An 18,003-nucleotide genomic window follows, 5' to 3' on the forward strand; every position below is an offset into this window, starting at 1 on the left:
GATCTTAGGTGGGGGCGCACATAACAGGGGTTCCGCCCCGAATGCCGCGTTCGCGACCCGGACACTGCGAGCATGTATCTCGAACAGGGCGCTTACCCAGGTGAGCGCATTCACGTGTGAGTCGGGTCGACGGTCGACGCCCTGCCGCACGAGTCAGGCGGCGGCCCACGGAGCGACCACCCATCCCGCACCTTGCTCTCTCGTGCGCGCACCCGGCCTCGTGCCTGCACCCATGCCAGTCCCCCTGGCCCACCCGCTCCGGCGGCCACATGGTGCGAGTGCACAGCAGGCCTCGTGGTCAAGACGCTGAGGGCCCGCAGGGAGCCCGCACGGCTACAGGGGGTATCTGGGGATGGCGCAGAACCCTTACCGGGCGGCTAGGGGCACTACAGAGGCCGCCAGGCGCACATCTCCGGCCGGCAGGACCCACCTCGCGCCCGGCGAAGACAATGGTCAACGCCTTGTCATGGTGGTCGGGGTTGGGGCGCCGTGACGGCGGCCGGCCACGTGCGGGTCAGCGGGCGTCACCCTGGAGGCCCCCGGCGGGGGTCGGCGGGTGGGGCCGGGGTGGCTTGCCGTAAACAGAAAAAGTGGGGGATGCCAGGCGCCCGGGGAGGGCGCCTGAAGCACTCATCGGAGGACGGCGACCCTCACGGCGCGGGAATCCCGTTCGCCGCGGGCCAACTCATCCGGATGTCGGTCCCCTTGGGGGTGGGAAAGACCTCGACGTCGTCGGCCAGCCCGGTGATGACCGCGAGGCCGAAGCCCGTCATGAACGAGTCGGACAGCGTGCCCAGGTCGAGCGGCTGCTCCAGATGGAGCTCGTCGCTGGGGGCATGGTCGCTGACCGTGACCTCGAACCGTCCGGAATCATCTCGGAGCTCGATGCGGATGGGCTCGCCCGGGCAGTGGGCGCGGTGCGCCTCCACGGCCCGGGAACATGCCTCACCCACGGCGAGCCTGACCTCGTCCAGCAGGGACTCCTCCACACCTGTGCGCCGGGCGATGGCCGTGGCCACCAGCCGTGCGGTGCGCACGTGCGCGGGGAGGGCGCTGAACGTCAGCTCGACGGTAGCCATGCTACTTGTCTTTGCCGTGAGCTTCCTTGGCCTCGTCGACCGAAGCGTAGATCCCGAAGACCTTGGTCAGGCCGGTGATCCGGAAGATCTTCAGGATGCGCTCCTGGGTGCAGACCAGTTCCAGGGAGCCGTCGTGCGCACGGACCCGCTTGAGCCCTCCGACCAGGACACCAAGACCCGTCGAGTCCAGGAAGTCGACCTTCTCCATGTTGACGAGAAGGTGGAAGTTGCCCTTGTTCACCAGGTCGATGAGGAGTTCACGCAATCTCGGCGCAGTGTAGACATCGATCTCACCCTCGACCTCGACGATGGTGAGTCGGTCCTCGTTGTGGTGATCCAACTTCAGATCCACAGATCCTCCAGCGCCTCGCCTGCGAAAGTACTCTTGCCGGCCTGGCAATCTGGAGCGTGGCCCCAGACTGTCCGACCCTGACGCGCGGCATTCAACCACGCGCCTGGCTTGTGTCTATACGAAATCACGATTCCCGGCGACTTTGCCCACTGATGCAAGACTGGAAACAGTGACTTCCTCCGCATCCTCCCCAGAACAGGCAGGTCCACTCCTCCGCCACCTGCTCGGTGTTCCCGCACGTCATGAGCGCGTCACCCATGTGGAGCATGTTCCAGCACGTCAGGCGGGTCAAGTCGGTTGGCCCGATTGGGCGCCGGACGTGCTGGTTACGCGCTTGGCGAACCGCGGGGTGACGGGGCTCTGGCCGCACCAGTACGAGGCCGCCGACCTGGCATTCCGTGGCCGAAACGTGATCGTCTCCACGGGCACGGCGTCCGGGAAGTCCCTCGCGTACCTCACTCCGGCGGTCGCGTCCTGCCTCGACGGCGGGACGGTGCTTTACCTCACGCCGACCAAGGCCCTGGCCGCCGACCAGCTGCGCGGGCTCCGCGAACTGCACATCACGCAGATGCGGGCGGCCACGTACGACGGCGACACGCCGTTCGAGGAACGCACCTGGATACGCCGGCACGCCAACTACGTCCTGACCAATCCCGACATGCTCCACCGGAGCATCCTGCCCAGGCACGCGAGCTGGACGTCGTTCTTCCGGCGGCTGCGCCTGGTCGTGGTGGACGAGTGCCATGGCTACCGGGGTGTGTTCGGCTCCCACGTCGCCCAGATCCTGCGCCGGCTCCGCCGGGTGTGCACACGGTACGGCTCGGCGCCCACGTTCCTGCTCGCCTCGGCGACGGCGAGCGAGCCGGGGGCGTTCGCGATGAGGCTGACGGGGCTTGAGATGGACGAGGTGACCGTGGACGCCTCTCCCAAGGGTTCCACCACCATCGCGCTGTGGGAGCCGCCGCTGACCGAGCTACGGGGCGAGGGAGGGGCGCCGGTGCGGCGTACGGCCACGGCGGAGGCCGCCGACCTGCTCGCCGATCTCGTGCTGGCCGACGTCCGCACCTTGGCCTTCGTACGCTCCCGGCGCGGCGCCGAGACAGTCGCGCTGAGCGCCCGCGCGAAACTGGCCGACGTGGCCTTCTCCATGCCGTACACGGGCGCCCCGCTCCCCCCGGCCACCCCCCACCCTGAGACCGCAGACACGGCCACGCCCTCAACCCCTCGGGCCACCCACCCACCCTCTGACACGCCCCTCAACGACACCCTCGACCAAAACCCCCACACCGACCCCACCGCTGGTCCCAACCGCGGCCCGATCAACGGCCTCAGCCGCAGCCCCGGCGAGAACCTCAGCAGCAGGCCCGACGACCCGGCCAATGGCCCGGCAGACGGAAGGCCCAGCAGTGCTCCCACCCGCGCTCCCGGCAGCACCCCCTCCCACAGCACCCCCGGCCACATCCCCTCCCACAGCACCCCCGGCCGTATCCCCTCCCACAGCGCGCCCGAGAACCCCCTTTCCTGGGCCTTGCCCGACATTTCCGACCTGTCCAACCTCCCTGACAAGATCGCCGCCTACCGCGCCGGCTACCTCGCCGAAGACCGCCGCGTCCTGGAGAAGGCCCTCCGCGACGGCACCATCATGGGTCTGGCCACCACGAACGCCCTCGAACTCGGCGTCGACGTCTCCGGCCTCGACGCCGTCCTCATCGCCGGCTGGCCCGGCACCAGGGCCAGCCTCTGGCAGCAGGCGGGCCGCGCGGGCCGTGACGGCCAGGACGCCCTGGCCGTCCTGATCGCCAGGGACGACCCTCTGGACACCTACCTCGTCCACCACCCGCAGGCCCTGTTCGGCCAGCCGGTGGAGGCGATCGTCCTGGACCCCGACAACCCGTACGTCCTGGGCCCCCACCTGTGCGCCGCAGCCGCCGAGATCCCGCTGACCGAGGCCGATCTGCCCATCTTCGGCCCGACCACCAGCGACGTCCTGGACGACCTGGTGAACCAGGGCATGCTCCGCGCCCGCCCGACCGGCTGGTTCTGGACCAGGCGCGAACGCCCCACCGACCTCGCCGACATCCGCGGCGGTGGCGGATCCCTCATCCACGTCGTGGAGGCGAACACCGGCCGCCTCCTAGGCAGCGTGGACGAGCCCTCCGCCCACACCACCGTCCACACGGGCGCGGTCTACATCCACCAGGGCGAGACGTTCCTCGTGGAGGCGCTCGACCTGGAGGCCGACGTGGCCCTGGTCACGGCCGCCGATCCCGACTACTCGACGTTCGCCCGCGACATCACCGACATCTCCATCCTTTCCACCCAGCGCTCCCACCCCTTGGGGCAAGGCACGCTGCACTTCGGCGAGGTCGAGGTGACCAGGCAGGTGGTCTCGTACCTCAAGAGGCGCTTCCAGTCGGGCGAGATGCTCGGCGACGAGCCCCTTGACCTGCCACCTCGCACCCTCCGCACCCGCGCCGTCTGGTGGACTCTTCCTGCGTCGGCCGTGGCCCCTCTCGCGGAGGCGGGCATCGACCTCGGCGGCGCGGCCCACGCCGCCGAGCACGCCTCCATCGGCCTCCTCCCCCTGTTCGCCACCTGCGACCGCTGGGACATCGGCGGCGTCTCCACCGAACTGCACGCCGACACGGGCCTGCTGACGGTCTTCGTGTACGACGGCCACGAGGGCGGCGCCGGTTTCGCCGAACGCGGCTACGGCCGGGCGAACGACTGGCTGACGGCCACCCGTGAGGCGATCACCTCCTGCGAGTGCGAACGCGGCTGCCCGTCCTGCATCCAGTCACCCAAGTGCGGCAACGGCAACGAACCCCTGGACAAACGGGGCGCCGTCCTCCTCCTGAACACCCTGCTCACCACCGACTGACCCACCCCGCCGCACCCCGCCAAGCCCGTCCGCAGAGCGCTACCCGGCGGTTCGGACCGCCGTGCCCACCCCCCAGGCAGAATCCCTAACTGAGACCGCCCTCGTGCCGACGCCTCGGATAGGCGGACGTACCGGCACCACCAGAACCACCCGCCCCGCCACCGGCACCAGCGGGCCTGTTCACAGCACCACCGTCAGCACCAGAATCATCAGCGTCACCGCCAGCACCGCCGTTGCCAGCACCACCGGGGCCGCCGGTCACCGCACCATCCGAACCGCCCGTCACGGCATCACCAGCACCACCGCCGCGGATCGTCCCAGCACCACCGGCGTCGATGGTCCTGCCACCACCGGTGGCAAGGCTCCTCCCGCCCTCCGCGCCCTCATCATCCGGCGCCCAGAAATCCAGCGCCCCAGGCTGCGGCCGCTCCCAGAACCCGCTGTCCTCCATGGACCGGGGCGAAGGCGGCAGATAGTCATCCCACCGCTCCTCGATCCGCACAGCAGGCCGCTGCGCTGCCGCGGCGGCCGGCTCCGACACCTCGATCACCGCCGAACTGGGCAGCGCGATCCGTACCGGCTCCTGCCGCCCACCACGTCCACCGTGATCAGCCGCGCCCCCTTCGCGGCCCTGACCACCTGCATGGCCAGGGCCGCCCTCGCTCAAACCACCGCCATGTCTCTGACCACCACCGGGACTCTGCACACCTTTGTAGCCCTGACCGTCCCGCTCATCTGGACGCCCGACAGTCTGCGGAACCAGATGCGCCGAACCAGCCTCTACCGGGAGCACACCTCGAACAGGAGCAGCATCCGCAACAGAGGCGATGTTCGCCCCACCAGCCTCTAACCCAGGCATCGCAGACACCTGCCGCAAAACCTGTCCGCCACCCGCGCCCGCCCCCTGCCCATAAGCAGGCAAAGGCGACGAATCACCATGACTGGAAGCCCCGCCGGAAGCCGAAGCCTGCCCATCAGCCGTCTGCGACCCCGGCGGCATTCGCGTCTTCGCCACCGCAAGGATCACTGTGGGCCTACGCCGAGGCGTCACCCCAGCCGCCCCTTCTCCACGGGAGACGCCCGCCCCCGAAAGGCCAACTTCGGCCCCCGTGCGCGAAACACCGACACCCGCTGCCGCCCTCGCAGAAGAAGCAGAAGCAGCAGCAGAAGTGCCCCTCGCCATCGACGCCGGGCCCGTTCTCAGAGCCTGCGAACTCCCGCCCCGTCCTCCCTCAGCAGCCAGCGCCCGCCGCCGAGCCCAAGCTCCTGCATGCGCGCCGAGCAACAGCAGAAGCAGCCCACCCGCGACATACAGCCCGTACTGCCCGACGTCCCCCAACACGGACTCACTCGACTGCGCCTTCACACCATTCACTTGCACTGACGCGGTGTCCGAAGCACTCTCGCCCTGGTCGTTCCGCCCCTCACCGTTCCCACCTGATGGCGTCAGGGCATCTTTTTTCTCTTCTCCCTGTCGTACATCAGCAGTCGGAATAGGCAGATTGCCCTTCGTGTCCGTGTCAGGGATCGCGGGCACCTTGGCCGTCACCTTCGGGCGGTGAGTCGTCGCCTTGCGCGAGGGCTGAGTCTGCTTCTTGGCGGGCAGCGTCGGCAGCGGATCGACCCTCTCGGATGTCTTGGGCGCCTGCCGCGTCTTGCTGACTTCCTTCTTCGGCTGAGCGGCAGGCGGTGCCGGAACGCTGACGTAGGCGGTGCCTGACTCGCCCGACCCGACCGTCCCTCCGTCCCCGTCACTCCGGAACGCCCTGACCGTGAACCCCACCTTCTGCCCCGCCGCCTTGGCCGGCACCGCGAGCACCGCCTTGCACGACCCGCCGCTGCACGCGCTGTCCGCCGCCAGCCGCCCCACAACCCCCGACTGCGTGTTGGACACCTGGTACGTCTCCAGATCGGGCTCAGCGCCCTTGCTCCAGGTCACGATGACCTTCGTGGTGCCCTGGAGCTCGGCGCTCACATTGCTAGGTGTCTCGGCGGGCCGCCGCAGCTTGAAAGTGCTGCTGTCGTACCTGGTGCCGGTGATCTCCCCCTTGAGGGTCACGGTGAAGGTCCCGTTCGGGGCGCTGCCGGCGTCGAACGTCCCGGAGATGGTCTGGTTGGCGCCCCCGCCGGCCACCTTCACCGAGCCTGTGGACGGCCCGTCGACGTACAGCCCCATGCGGAGTTGCATGAGCCCTGTATGTGCGGAAACAGTGACGGACGACCCGGAGACGACCTGTCCGTCCGACGGCGAGGTGATTTGCCCAGAGGAGCCGCTTCCCGCCGTCACGGCCGCATGAGCGGATCCACCGAACATCATGGACCCCACCGCGACGATCCCCGCGGCCACCACTCTGCCAACTACCGTCACGACGCTTCCCTCCATCGAGAGACTCGCGCCACCCGGCCCACTCGCGAGGAGCGAGTCAAGCGACGACCGGAAGTGCAGTTCGCCCGGCGAAACGGTCACCGACCGCCCCCGGCCCCGCCCCCTGGCGACACCGTTCCGGCTTTCCCAGACCCTTCATCAAGAACGGCATGGACCGCGGGTAAGCGGAACGTTACGTGAGCAAGCAGACTCTTGGACACCAAGTCCAAGAAGTCGTGACTTGATTGCGACCTAGCCCCACAAACCCCAAAAACCACCGTTCTTCACCACATCCGCTACCACCAGCAAACCCTCCTTACAGGCACACCGACCACCACCGACTACGCCACCATCAGCAGCCCGCAAAATGCCATATAAGCGTGTCCTATATCTCCGCACCTCACCCCACAGCCCTCGTCCACCGAAACCGACACTGCGCCGATCTCCTGGACGAGACGCCACGCCGGGCACCGGCCCGTCGGCTTCCCGCGGCAGGTGGAGGTCGGCCGCGCAGCGTACGTCGCCGCTGCGGAACGTGATGTGCTCGATCGTCATCGTGTCACTTCCGTGGAGAGTGGAGGGGTCCAGTCCCAGAGCCGGGAGCTCTTGCGGCGGGCCACGCCGGAGGAGGCCAGACGGGTCATCGTGGTCATGAGCCGGTAGGTGCCGCCGTTGGTGGAAAGGCTGAGCCTGGGGTCGGTCCTCGCCATGCGCTGCACCTGCTGGGTGCGCGGGCGGCGGGCCTGGTCGTAGCGGTCGAGAGCCTGCGGGACGGAGGTCGCCCGGGCCGTCTCGGCCGCGAGCACGACCGCGTCCTCCAGTGCCTGGCAGGCGCCTTGCGCCAGGAAAGGAGTCATCGCGTGGGCGGCATCGCCCAGCAGCGCGATGCGGCCCTTCACATAGGAGGGCAGGGGGTCCAGGTCGTAGATGTCGTGACACAGCACCGCTTCGGGCGGCGTGGCCGCCAGCAGCGCCGGGATCGGGTCGTGCCAGCCGCGGGTCCTGGCCGACACCTCCCGCAGATCGTCATCGAAACGCAGCCCCGGCTCCTCCTGGCGCACGGTGAGGAACCAGAACACCCGCTCACCTACCAGGGGATGCGCGCCGAACCGGGCGCCGCGCCCCCAGGTCTGAAACCCGCTCACCGGCCGGACCGCACCCGGCTCTGTCACCCCGCGCCAGCACAGAATGCGCTGGAAGACAGGCTCGGGCGCGTCGGGCCAGACGCTGCGGCGTACCGTGCTGTGAATGCCGTCGGCCCCGACCAGCAGATCGGCCCGCAGCTCGGCGCCGTCCCGGCAGGTGACCGTGACGCCGCCGCCGTCCTGGCGGACGCCGGTCACCTCGGCGCCGGTACGGATCCGCTCGGCCGGCACGTGCCGGGCCAGCACGCGCTGCAGATCGGCGCGGTGGTTGGCGAGCAGCGCCTGGTCAGCGTCCGGCTGGAACCTCACCAGGTAGGTCCCGTCCGGCAGCCGCATCGTGGCGCCCGCCTCGGTGGGCACCGAACAAGCCCGGAACTCCTCGCCGACGCCCAGGGCGTCGGCCGCGCGCAACGCGTTCGGCGCGAACGACCAGCCGGCGCCCACCTCGCCCAGTTCCCGCGCCCGCTCCAGCACGGTCACGTCCCATCCGCCGCGCAGCAGGCCGACGGCCGCGGCCAGCCCTCCGATCCCGGCCCCGGCCACGATCGCGGTGCGACCCCGCTCAGCGTTCATCAACCTCTCCCTCGTGCTGCGGCCCGGGCATGCTCGCGAAGGCCTTGTCCATCCAGTCGAAGACGTTGTGCGCCGCGCGCAGCCGCCCGGTGCGCGCAGGATCGGAGCCGGCCAGCTCCATGCCCGCCGCGGTGATCTCGCGGAACGCGGCCAGACCCGCCACCCTGCGCCGGATGACCCGTTCCCAGGCGTCATCGTCCACCTGGTAGTAGTGAGTCTTCTGTCCGGGGCGGGTGCGGCGGCGCACGAACCCGGCGTCGATGAGCAGGCGCATGCTGGTGGCCAGTGATGCCCTGCTCGCCCCGATCGCCTCGGCGATCTGACCCGCCGACTGCTCCGGGGGATCACAGATCATCAACCAGGCCAGCACACGGCCGGCTATGGGCGGGACGGCATATTCGTCGATGCAGAAGGCTGCCGCCTGCTCGACCCACTCAAGAATCCGCTCCCGGTCTTCTGCCATCCGTTCACCTCCACAATCTTCTATAAAGTTCAGTATGTACTGAATATTCTGTGGAGACAAGAGATCGTGAGGGGGTGTTCTGTCTCGTCGGGCTTGAGGAGTTCCTTGCTGCCGGTCCGGTCGGCTCAACCGCCCCTCCGAGCCGACGGGCTCACCGACCGTCTGGCCTGAGCGGCAAGAGCAGGCAAGAAGAGCGTTCACCGGACCGGCGTCAGAGTCGCTCCACCGTAGAAGCAGTGGCCGCCGCCCCACCACGTGTCACTGATCGCGTTCGGCGATGCTGAGCAGGTGACCGCTGACCCCGAGCAGCGACGGCACCAATCCCATCGCGCGCTGCGCGTCGAGCAGGAGGGCTCGGCGCTCCGGGTCTTCCAGCCAGTCGCCGATGTCGCCGCACAGCCAGAAGCCGCCTTCCAGGCCGTACCGTTCGACATCGGGAAAGCCCGCGTCGGCGAATGCTCCGGCACCTCGTCGGGGTCGTGGAGGTAGGCCGGGAATTATCGCCCAGGAGAAAGCGGGATCCCGTTCGCCGCCGCTGCGCGTGCGGCCTCCCGTTGCCGTTCCTGGAGGTAGTGCCCCAGGTAGATGGCGTCGTGCACGGCCGCGTGACGGCTGATCGTCGCAACCGCGATCACTCCGCCGGGTCTCAGGGCGCGCCGGGCCTCTGTCAGGGTCCGCACTCGATCGGCCCGGTCCGGCAGGTGGTAGAGGGGGCCCAGGAGGAGGACCGCGTCCTGGCTCGCGTCCGCAGCGGGCAGTGGGCGTGCGTCGCCGAGCGGCGCGCTCACCCCGGCCAGTCGTGCGGCACGCTGGACGTGGCGCGGAACGGGGTCCAGCAGTTCGACCGCGTAGCCGTCGGCGCTCAGCCACTCGGCGTGCACGCCGATGCCGCCGCCCACGTCCAGCACGCGCGCCGGCATGCTGGTGATGCTGTCCGGTTACGGGGCCGGGCCTGCTCGGGCTCTGCCTCTGACAGTCCCGGTGCCTACGACCGGTAGCGAGATCGACAGAGCGGTCCAGACATCGGCCACCTCGCCGCTGATCTCGCATCGGGTCATCTCGACGCCGTTGCCGGCTGCCAGCGCGCCGGCTCGGGCGCACGCTTCCTGCGGATCGAGCAGCGCGAGCCGGGCGGCCGCCAAAGCGCTGAGGTCGGCCGCATCGTTCACGCGGTGGCGGGCCACGCGCGCGGTGCCCGCCGTGGCGAAAGCCGTGGCCACAGCCATCAGAAGCCCCATCAGGGCCACACCCCACAAGGTGGCGGATCCGCGTTCGCCGGCATCGGCATCGTCCCTTCGCGTGACGGCCCGCAGCCCCCGACGCGCATCGAACCGCGCGCGTCTTCGCTGGTAGGACTGCGGCGGACGTCGTCCGTCATGCATGCGTTCTCGAACCACTCCTTGCACCTGGCTTCCCTTCATCCGCCGCTTGTGCGGAATGTCTTTCGACGGAGGTGATGACGTCCTCCTCGGCTTGACTGGCTTGAGCCGCAGCGTGGACCACGGGGCCGTGGCGGCGCGCGTCACGATCCGGCGCGGCCATGAGGTGGGCACATGTCAGCTGGCCCCGTGGTCGCGACGATGCGGCAATGCTTGCGACAGATGTGATGGATCTCGACTACGGCTCTGTGTCGGCTAAGGCGGAGGCGGATACGCGTACTGGCGGGAATGCCGAACCCCATGCTGGTCTCACTTGAACGGCGATCTGAACTTTCGTCGTCTCCGGGTCGCGGATGATGTCTACTTGCGCGTCCGCGCTCGTGGCCGTGATGGCGACCGCGCGGACCTCCCCCAGGGGCTCGCCTCTCGCTGCGGCCCGGGCCGCGGCGCGGGCCGCGTCCACGCATTCGAGCTGGACGGCGACGGACTGGATGGCCCACAGACCGGCTGCCAGGACGATCATCAGTGCCGGAAGCACGGCGGCGGTCTCAGCGGTCACAGAACCTCGCGCTGCCGAAGCGCCTCGGGGAAGCAACCTCGGGCGAAAGCTCACTCGCCCGTTTTCAGCGCTCGGCTGATGATGCCGGTGAGCAGATCCGCGACTTCTGTGCCACTGACGATCTTCATGAGGAGCGCCGCGAAAGCGCAGGCCGCGATGGTTCCTACGGCGTATTCGGCGGTGGACATGCCGCGCTCGCGGTTTGTGACCGCGTAGTGCAGCCACTTGTTGGAGCGAGGATGAGGGCTCGGGCGCCTCGGGGTTCTCGCGTGGGTGCTGTGGCCGTCAGTGTCGGAGCCGTCGACTGAAGGCTTCTGGGGGTCGTCCGTCTTGGGAGCCGTGTGTTCGGGCGCCGGGGCTTCCCACACAGGGGATGTCGGGGCTGTGGTGGTGTTGTCGTGGGCGGCGAGTGCGCGGCTTGTCCGTGAGGTGGGGCGGCTGGTCGGAGGCTGAGGGATGCTCTCGTGGTTTCGCTTCAGAGCGGTGGTGGGCGGCGGTGGAGGAGTGGCGGCTTCTGATGTGGACGTGGTGGCGTCCGGTGTGGGGGCGGGGCTGTGCATCGTGCCTCCAGGTGCTTGGTGGAGCCGGTTGTGCCCGGCGGGTTACAGGTTCGTCGAGATCGAGCCGGCGGAAGTGGCCGAGCGGCGTTCTGTGGATAACTGTGCGCCGAGTGTGTCTGGGGTGATCGGGAGGCGGTGCGCGTAGGGGCAGCTGGGTGAGGATTGGATCACGGTGTGGCCTGCTGAGGCCTGAGCTGGCGCAGTTGTCCCTTGTGGCGCTGACGGTGCCCAGTTGCGGGGGTGGGTGACGTGTGGCGCGGACTGGTGCTGGTGCGAAGCGATGTGCCGAGTTGCCGCTCAGCGCTGCGCGGCTGCGGGAGACGGCGCAGCTGCGGGAGACCGCGCAACTGCGGGAGACCGCGCAGCTGATGGCGTGGCTACGAAAGGCGGCGTGTTCATGGGAAGGCTGTGCTGAGACCTGAGCTGACACGGCTGTCCCATGTGGCGCTGCCGGTCCCCAGCCATGGTGGCCTGGTGTGCGGCGTGGTCCGCAGTGGTGCTGGTGTGAGCGGTAACCCCTCTCTGCTGGTGTGAGGCGTGGTCGCGCTGGTGCTGTGTGAGGCGTGGTCCGACACGGTGCTAGCGGAATGCGCAGTGCCGGGTTGTAGGTCATCGTTGCGGGGCTATGGGAGGTGGCGTGGCTACGGGAGGATGAGGGCGGAGGCGAGGTCGGCCACTACCGGGACTATGCCCAGGAGGACGAACGCCGGGAGGAAGCACAGGCCCAGAGGGGCCACTGCCTTGACCCCGACGCGCCTCGCTGCCGCCGCTGCGGCGGCCCTGGACGCGTCGCGGGCGTCGTCCGCCAGGCGGGTCAGGGCATCGGCTACGGGGGTGCCGCTTTGGGTGGCTCTGATCATGGTTCGGGAGAGCTGTCCTAATGCTGGGTCCTTCGCCAGGAGGGCCCAGGTGGGTTCTGCGTCCGCGCCGAGGCGCAGTTGCGTGCTCACCCAGCCGAGGCGCCGGCCGAGAGGGCCGCCTATCGCGTCGGCGGCGATCTCGGTGGCGGCGCTGACCGGGCAGCCTGCCAGGAGGCCGGCGGTCATCAGGTCGGCGGCGAAAGGGAGGTCGGTCAGGATCTGCTGCTGGTCCTGTTGTGACCGTGTGGGTTGTTTCTTGTGCAAGTAGATGCCGGTAGCGGGAGTTATGAGAAGTCCTACCATCACGCCGAAGGCGCCTCCGATCAGGGCTGTCATCGCCAGGCCTGCCGAGATTGCGATGAAGATGGTCTTTCGGGTGACACCCGAACTAGAGCCCTTGCCGAGTTGGTCCAGCCATGTCGGGGGCGGTTCGGCGTCGGCAGGGTGTGTGGTGGTGGTTGCGGGGTCGAGCGCCGCGGCGTGCGGCTGGGATTTGGGGTTCGGACGTCGGCGGCGGTCAAGGCCGGGGGGCAGGTTCGGGCTTTGCTGGTCGCCTGGGCTCGTGGGTGGCTTCAGGCGGGGCACGCGGGTCAGGCGGGTCAGGCGGTCCTTGGGCGTGTGCGAGGGGAGCCAGAACCAAATGGCCATGGCGGCGAATAGTGCGGACAGCAAAGGGAGCAATGGGGGTCCCGTTGGTTGAGGTGGTAGGCACGACTGGTCGGTGCAGGTGATGGCGTGGAGGTCCGAGTTGCGCTGGGCGCGGGATCGCTGGTGGCGGTGCCGATCGGAGCCCCGCACCCCGCGCGGTCAGCACAGCAGCACCCGCACCCCCCAGTCAGCACAGCAGGCCCCGCACCCCGCCAGTCAACACAGCAGCGCCGTTGTCAGAGTTCGGCCTTGGTGGACATGTGGTGGGTCCACCACAGGCCGCAGGCGTTCAGGGCGATGCCGGTTGTCAGGCAGGCGATGCCGGGGAGGCTGCCGAGCAGGAAACGCAGGGGATTCATGTTCAGCGTGGCCGCCATGAGGAGGCCCAGTACGGGGAGGACGGCGAGCATTTTGGCCGTGGTTCGTGGGCCTGCGAGCTGAGCGGTCACGTCCTGGCTGTGGAGTTGGGCTGTGCGTAACGTGGCGGCGACGCGGTCCGCCAAGGCGGCGAGGCCGGCTCCTGTGGTGATGCTCACCTGCCAACAGGCCGCCAGTTGGCGTAGGCCCTCGCCGCCCTGGGGCGGGGCCGCGTTCGTGAGGGCCGTCGGGACGTCGCCGCCGTCTCTCGCCGCGGCGAGGACCGGGCGCAGGAGGTCGGGGTCGGGGACGGTGATTGCGGACATCGCCCTGGTCAGGGCTTCGCCCGGGGTGCGGCCTGTGGATAGTTCGGCGGAGAGGGCCTGGCAGAGCTCGATGGAGGCCAGTCGCCAGGCTTCGGTACGGCGTTTCGGGCTCTGTGGAGCACGGAGGAGCGTCCGGAAAGGGCGGGATTGGTGTGATTTGGCGAGCGCTGTGAGCTTGGCCAGGCGCGTTGTGGCGGTGGCGGGAGTTGTCCACAGCCATACGGCGAAGCCTGTGGACAACGCGGCCAGCCAGACTGCGGTCGGCACGGTTTCTTCCCTTCGCGGGTCAGGGGCGGCGGGTGCGTCTATGCGCTCGCCGGCCCGTGGGGAGGGAGGCAGGGGTGAGGGCGTACGGCATTCGAGAAGGCTTCGTAGCCGGGGCCGAGGTGGGTGTTGCCGGACGGGTCGAAGGTCACGGCGGGCAGGGACTCGACGAAGCCTGTGGATGTCCGGGTGAGCAGGCAGATCTCGGCGATGCGTCTTCGGCCGTTGTGGCGGTCGCGGGTCAGGTGGATGACGGCGTCCAGGGCGGCGGCCAGTTGACTGTGGACGGCCTCGCGGCTCAGTCCGGCCGCGCAGCCCAGAGCTTCCAGCCGGGGTGGCACGTCGGCGGCGGTGTTCGCGTGAAGCGTGCCGCAGCCGCCCTCGTGGCCCGTGTTGAGGGCGGCGAGCAAGTCCACGACCTCGGACCCCCTGACCTCGCCCACCACGAGGCGGTCGGGGCGCATGCGCAGGGCCTGGCGTACCAGGTCGCGGAGGTTCACGCCGCCGGCGCCCTCCAGGTTCGGTGGACGGGTTTCGAGGCGGACCACGTGAGGGTGGAAGGGGCGGAGTTCGGCCGAATCCTCCACGAGGAGGAGGCGTTCGCCCGGGTCGGCCAGGGAGAGGAGCCCCGAGAGCAGGGTCGTCTTGCCCGTGCCGGTGCCGCCGGTCACCAGGAAGGCCAGTCTGGCGGAGACCATCGCCGTGAGCATCGCGACGGCCGGCTGTGTGATCGTGCCCGCCTTGACGAGGTCGTGCAGGGTGAACGTACGGCGTGGCGGCAGGCGTAGGGACAGGCAGGTGCCTTCGGGGGCTATGGGCGGAAGCACGGCGTGGAGGCGTACGCCGCCCGCGAGTCGCGCGTCCACGTAAGGCGAGGCGTCGTCCAGGCGTCGTCCCGCGGCGGCGGCGAGGCGCTGGGCGAGGCGGCGTACGGCGGCGTCGTCGGTGAAGCGGATGGGGGTGCGGCTGAGGCCGGTGCCGTCGTCCAGCCATACCTCGTCCGGGCCGTTGACCAGGACGTCTGTGACGTCAGGGCGGGCGAGGAGCGGCTCCAGGGGGCCGGCTCCGATCAGGTCCGCGCAGAGGGCGCGGGCAACGGCGAGGATCTCGGCGTCGCCGTAGACCGCCTTCTCCGCTCGCAGGGCTACGGCGACCTGGGCGGCGCTGGGTTCGGCGCCGGTGCGGGCGAGGCGTACGCGGACGGCCTCGACGAGTTCGGAGGACACCGATGGCGGGGGCGCCGTGGGCGGAGGCGTGGCCGGCCAGGTGGTGGCCATCCTGGGTGAGGTTCTGCCGGGTGGGGGCTGGGTGGTGGTGAGCGGTGTTTTGGTGGGTTGTGCCGACTCGTCGAGGTGGGCGTGGGGCGGTGTCATGTGAGCTGCCTGTCCGCTCGGGGGGAAGCGTTCTCAGGAGTGAGGAGGTCTTGGAGGAGGGAGGCGCAGAGGGTGCCCAGGGCGGTGCGGGGGCCCAGTTTGGGGAGCTCGCCGCGGTTGAGGGTGGCGGTGAGCCGGGGCAGGTCGGGGAGGGTGCCCGCGTAGGGGATGCCGAGGGAGGCGGCGGCGGTGTCGGCGTCCACGATGCCCGGGCGGAGGATCGTGCGGAGGTCGGTCGTGTGCTTGCCGGCTTCGCCCAGCACCTGGCGCGCGGAGAGGACGCCGCGTACGTCCGCCGCGGCCACCAGCAGGGTGGTCTTCGCCCTGGTGAGGGCTTCGGCGGTGGCCGGGTCGAAGTGGCGTGGGAGGTCCACGACCACCAGGTCGAAGCCTCGCTGACCGGCGTCGAGGACCGATCGCATGGCCTGGGCGGGGATCGGGGCCGCCTCACCCCTGTGGAAGGAGAGGATCGCGAGGTCGCCGAACGCGGGCAGGGCCTTCTGCAGGGCGCTGCTGCTGATGCGCCCCTCTCTGGCGACGAGATCGCCCCAGCGGGCTCCCGGCGCTTCCTCGTGGCCCAGCAGCGCGTCGATGCCGCCGCCCAGCGGGTCCGCGTCCACGAGGAGGGTGTGGAGTCGGGCGCCGCCGGAGGCGTGAAGGGCGAGGCAGGCCGACAGGACGCTTGCGCCCGCACCGCCTCGGCCGCCCAGCACGCAGATCACCGGGCCTGAGCGGGGCTCCGGCTCCATGGCGTCGGCGAAGCGGTCGACGAGGTGGCGTTCGTCGCCGGGGAGGGTGACGACGGCCTGGGCGCCTGCTGCGACGCACCTTCGCCAGGTGTCGGGGTCGTCGGTGGTGCGGGTGACGAGGAGGACCTGGTCGCGGGGTGGGGGTGCGGTCGCGGCCACGGCGTCCGCCTGGTCCGCGCCGATCGCCACGAGTGGGGCGAGGTTCCAGTGCGGGCGGGCGTGGGCGGGGAGCTGAGCCACGTCGAGCTGGGCGCCGGCTGCCGCCGCTATGCGGACCAGGTCGTCGAGGAGGGCGGGGTCGTCGGTGATGACCAAGGGACGGTGCAATCGGGGCCTCCCGTTCGTGGGTGGTGGGAGGTCCAGGGTGGGGCGGAGGGCAGGTGCCGCGAGGGGCCGAACGGGGTTCTGTGGATGAGGGGGTTCCACGTACGCGGGCCTGTGGATGAGCTCCACCAGTGCCTGCTGCGGGTGAGCCCACGAGTGCGCGCGAGTGCCAGTGGGCGAGCGTACGGAGACCGGTCCCATGACCGGGAGGCGGGGAAAAGGGGCGACCCCCGCCGGGGGGGAGAGCGGGGGTCGCCTGATCGGTCCGGCTCCGGGGGGGTAGAGCCGGTCCCGTTTCAGAAGAAAGCTTTCATCACTTCACCACAGCCTGGCAAGGGACCCGCAAAGCCATCCCGCGCAAGTGCGCTCCAGTTCCTGGGCGATACCAACGTATGCTGCCCGATCCGATCGAGTTTCGTCGAGCAGTAATCTCGCATTTTCGCCAAGTTTTTTCGTGAATTGATAACGATCACATAAAGAAGATCACGGAGAGTGATCGGCGAGGCGGGCTCGCCCGGCGGCGGGAAGGCTCCGGCGCGGGCGGGACAGGGCGGCGGCGCGGGTGCGTACGCGCACAGGTAAAGGTCTTGCCCTGAGGGGTTCCCAGCAGGGCGAATCCGACGTAGAAAGGTCTTACGGACCAATGGTCCGGGTGCATCGAGTCGGGCACCCACGTGCGACCAGCCGCGGGAGGCGCGTCGTGACGGGCTTGACCCGCTCCGACGGATACAGGTGCACGCTTGGTAACCCGGCGTGATGCACTGGCAGACGGCGTCTCGGTATTGAGACGCCGTCAGCTATGTCGGTAGGACGTCTTACCAGGTCCTTCGCAGGCAGAGCGCGTTACGGTCGGCCGCGGGACGAGCACCGGTCAGCCTCTTTGCATGGCCTCGCAGATGGCGGTGGTCTCGCGGACGCCGAGGCTTACCGCGGAGGCACAATGCTGTACCCACTGGGCGACGCCGTCGGGAGTGCCGCTCAGGTACGACCGCAGCGCCTCCGCGTACGGCAGCTCGTGATGCCCCACCTCCACCGCCACCAGCGACTTCGGGTCCAGCCCGTACTCGACCAGGGTCAGCCGCTCGGCCGAGCGCGCCACCACGCCGTCCGCCACGCCGAACGGCCGCAACACCGCCAGCTCGGCGTGCACCACGGCCGCCAGCACGATCGCGGGAGCCTTCGTGGGGCGTCCGAGGAGGTCCATGAGGCCGTCCACGCGTACGGCCGTCTCCTTGGCGTCCGGGGCCGGGCCGAGGCCGAACGGGTCGGGGGCGTCGTCCCCCGACCTGGGACGACCCAGGGCGTCCTCCGGGGCGAGGCCGGCGGCGGCGACCGTGTGCAGGCGGGCGAGGACCTGCCGGGGCGCGCGGCGCCAGGTCGGGCCCAGCCTGCCCATTTCCGCCGACGCGCGCAGGGCGCCCTGCACCAGCGGGTCGTGGATCTCGTCGCGGCGCAGGGCGTCCAAGGGGACGTCCGCACCCTCGATGGCGGCCGAGGCGCGGGCGCCGCGCAGCGACGACTCCGTGGAGACGGCCGGGCTGGCGCGGCGGAGCACACGGTGGCGGTAGAGCCGGTCGACGGACTGACGGGCCTCGTCCACGGCCTCCTGCACGCCGGGGAAGGTCGCGATGACGGCCAAAGGGTCACTCACGAGGACTGACCCTACCGGGCCGGTACGGTCCACCTGCGACAAGGCAGGAGGAGGCAGAGGGAGCCGGCGGACAGGGGTGGGACCCCGAGGCGGGG

General features: G+C 69.9%; 16 protein-coding genes. 3 read left to right on the forward strand and 13 right to left on the reverse strand.

All coding sequences use genetic code 11. The annotated features are described in order from the left end of the window. Positions 1-650: 650 nt before the first annotated feature. Together ACBR40_RS29700 and ACBR40_RS29705 are read right to left on the reverse strand one after the other, a co-directional pair. Positions 651-1,079: an ATP-binding protein gene (locus ACBR40_RS29700; protein ID WP_344208385.1), complete on the reverse strand. Its 429-nt coding sequence runs from the start codon at positions 1,077-1,079 to the stop codon at positions 651-653. A 1-nt stretch (position 1,080) separates the two neighbouring features. Then, positions 1,081-1,431, reverse strand: a complete 351-nt coding sequence (locus tag ACBR40_RS29705) for an STAS domain-containing protein (protein ID WP_020542579.1) — start codon at positions 1,429-1,431, stop codon at positions 1,081-1,083. Positions 1,432-1,765: 334 nt separating this feature from the next. Between ACBR40_RS29705 and ACBR40_RS29710 the strand changes: the two genes are divergently transcribed. Beyond that, entirely contained in the window at positions 1,766-4,312 is a 2,547-nt protein-coding gene (locus ACBR40_RS29710) for a DEAD/DEAH box helicase (RefSeq protein ID WP_371250877.1), read from the forward strand. A gap of 1,772 nt (positions 4,313-6,084) precedes the next feature. Next, complete coding sequence (locus ACBR40_RS29715; protein WP_371250878.1) at positions 6,085-6,609, forward strand: hypothetical protein; 525 nt, start codon at positions 6,085-6,087, stop codon at positions 6,607-6,609. 619 nt (positions 6,610-7,228) lie between these two features. On the opposite strand, the gene ACBR40_RS29720 is transcribed toward ACBR40_RS29715, so the two are convergent. Beyond that, on the reverse strand, positions 7,229-8,395 hold the full coding sequence (locus ACBR40_RS29720) for an FAD-dependent monooxygenase (RefSeq protein ID WP_371250879.1): 1,167 nt from the start codon (positions 8,393-8,395) through the stop codon (positions 7,229-7,231). After that, complete coding sequence (locus ACBR40_RS29725; protein ID WP_344208392.1) at positions 8,385-8,858, reverse strand: transcriptional regulator; 474 nt, start codon at positions 8,856-8,858, stop codon at positions 8,385-8,387. Before ACBR40_RS29725 ends, ACBR40_RS29720 begins: the two co-directional genes overlap by 11 nt. Before the next feature lie 255 nt (positions 8,859-9,113). On the opposite strand from ACBR40_RS29725, the gene ACBR40_RS29730 reads away from it, so the two are divergent. Further along, positions 9,114-9,347, forward strand: coding sequence for a hypothetical protein (locus tag ACBR40_RS29730; protein WP_371250880.1), 234 nt, complete (start codon positions 9,114-9,116; stop codon positions 9,345-9,347). Positions 9,348-9,355: 8 nt separating this feature from the next. On the opposite strand, the gene ACBR40_RS29735 is transcribed toward ACBR40_RS29730, so the two are convergent. From ACBR40_RS29735 to ACBR40_RS29775, 9 genes are all read right to left on the reverse strand, one after another. Further along, positions 9,356-9,778 carry a class I SAM-dependent methyltransferase gene (locus ACBR40_RS29735; protein ID WP_371250881.1) on the reverse strand — a complete coding sequence of 141 codons (423 nt, stop codon included), beginning with the start codon at positions 9,776-9,778 and terminating at the stop codon, positions 9,356-9,358. Positions 9,779-9,796: 18 nt separating this feature from the next. After that, the gene (locus ACBR40_RS29740) at positions 9,797-10,240 is read right to left on the reverse strand and encodes an Rv3654c family TadE-like protein (protein ID WP_371250882.1); all 444 of its coding nucleotides are present in this window, start codon (positions 10,238-10,240) and stop codon (positions 9,797-9,799) included. A gap of 235 nt (positions 10,241-10,475) precedes the next feature. Then, the gene (locus ACBR40_RS29745) at positions 10,476-10,850 is read right to left on the reverse strand and encodes a TadE family type IV pilus minor pilin (protein WP_371250883.1); all 375 of its coding nucleotides are present in this window, start codon (positions 10,848-10,850) and stop codon (positions 10,476-10,478) included. Further along, entirely contained in the window at positions 10,847-11,356 is a 510-nt protein-coding gene (locus ACBR40_RS29750) for a DUF4244 domain-containing protein (RefSeq protein ID WP_371250884.1), read from the reverse strand. Before ACBR40_RS29750 ends, ACBR40_RS29745 begins: the two co-directional genes overlap by 4 nt. 641 nt (positions 11,357-11,997) lie before the next feature. Next, complete coding sequence (locus ACBR40_RS29755; RefSeq protein ID WP_371250885.1) at positions 11,998-12,864, reverse strand: type II secretion system F family protein; 867 nt, start codon at positions 12,862-12,864, stop codon at positions 11,998-12,000. Positions 12,865-13,100: 236 nt separating this feature from the next. Further along, positions 13,101-13,814 carry a type II secretion system F family protein gene (locus tag ACBR40_RS29760; protein ID WP_371250886.1) on the reverse strand — a complete coding sequence of 238 codons (714 nt, stop codon included), beginning with the start codon at positions 13,812-13,814 and terminating at the stop codon, positions 13,101-13,103. Between the two features lie 38 nt (positions 13,815-13,852). After that, positions 13,853-15,088 carry a TadA family conjugal transfer-associated ATPase gene (locus tag ACBR40_RS29765; RefSeq protein WP_371250887.1) on the reverse strand — a complete coding sequence of 412 codons (1,236 nt, stop codon included), beginning with the start codon at positions 15,086-15,088 and terminating at the stop codon, positions 13,853-13,855. A 92-nt stretch (positions 15,089-15,180) separates the two neighbouring features. Further along, entirely contained in the window at positions 15,181-16,260 is a 1,080-nt protein-coding gene (gene ssd, locus ACBR40_RS29770; protein ID WP_344208406.1) for a septum site-determining protein Ssd, read from the reverse strand. A gap of 868 nt (positions 16,261-17,128) precedes the next feature. Next, positions 17,129-17,908, reverse strand: a complete 780-nt coding sequence (locus ACBR40_RS29775; protein WP_344208408.1) for an oxidoreductase — start codon at positions 17,906-17,908, stop codon at positions 17,129-17,131. Between the last annotated feature and the right edge of the window lie 95 nt (positions 17,909-18,003).

Origin of the sequence: Nonomuraea sp. AD125B (assembly GCF_041402765.1) — a bacterium.
In the GTDB taxonomy this organism is placed as follows: Bacteria; Actinomycetota; Actinomycetes; order Streptosporangiales; family Streptosporangiaceae; genus Nonomuraea; species Nonomuraea bangladeshensis.

Excerpts from the sequence above, each read along its gene's own strand:
- ACBR40_RS29700 (WP_344208385.1), bottom strand. The coding sequence starts at position 1,079 with ATGGCTACCGTCGAGCTGACGTTCAGCGCCCTCCCCGCGCACGTGCGC.
- ACBR40_RS29740 (WP_371250882.1), bottom strand. The coding sequence starts at position 10,240 with ATGCATGACGGACGACGTCCGCCGCAGTCCTACCAGCGAAGACGCGCG.
- ACBR40_RS29750 (WP_371250884.1), bottom strand. The coding sequence starts at position 11,356 with ATGCACAGCCCCGCCCCCACACCGGACGCCACCACGTCCACATCAGAA.
- ACBR40_RS29735 (WP_371250881.1), bottom strand. The coding sequence starts at position 9,778 with ATGCCGGCGCGCGTGCTGGACGTGGGCGGCGGCATCGGCGTGCACGCC.
- ACBR40_RS29765 (WP_371250887.1), bottom strand. The coding sequence starts at position 15,088 with ATGGCCACCACCTGGCCGGCCACGCCTCCGCCCACGGCGCCCCCGCCA.
- ACBR40_RS29720 (WP_371250879.1), bottom strand. The coding sequence starts at position 8,395 with ATGAACGCTGAGCGGGGTCGCACCGCGATCGTGGCCGGGGCCGGGATC.
- ACBR40_RS29725 (WP_344208392.1), bottom strand. The coding sequence starts at position 8,858 with ATGGCAGAAGACCGGGAGCGGATTCTTGAGTGGGTCGAGCAGGCGGCA.
- ACBR40_RS29755 (WP_371250885.1), bottom strand. The coding sequence starts at position 12,864 with ATGGCCATTTGGTTCTGGCTCCCCTCGCACACGCCCAAGGACCGCCTG.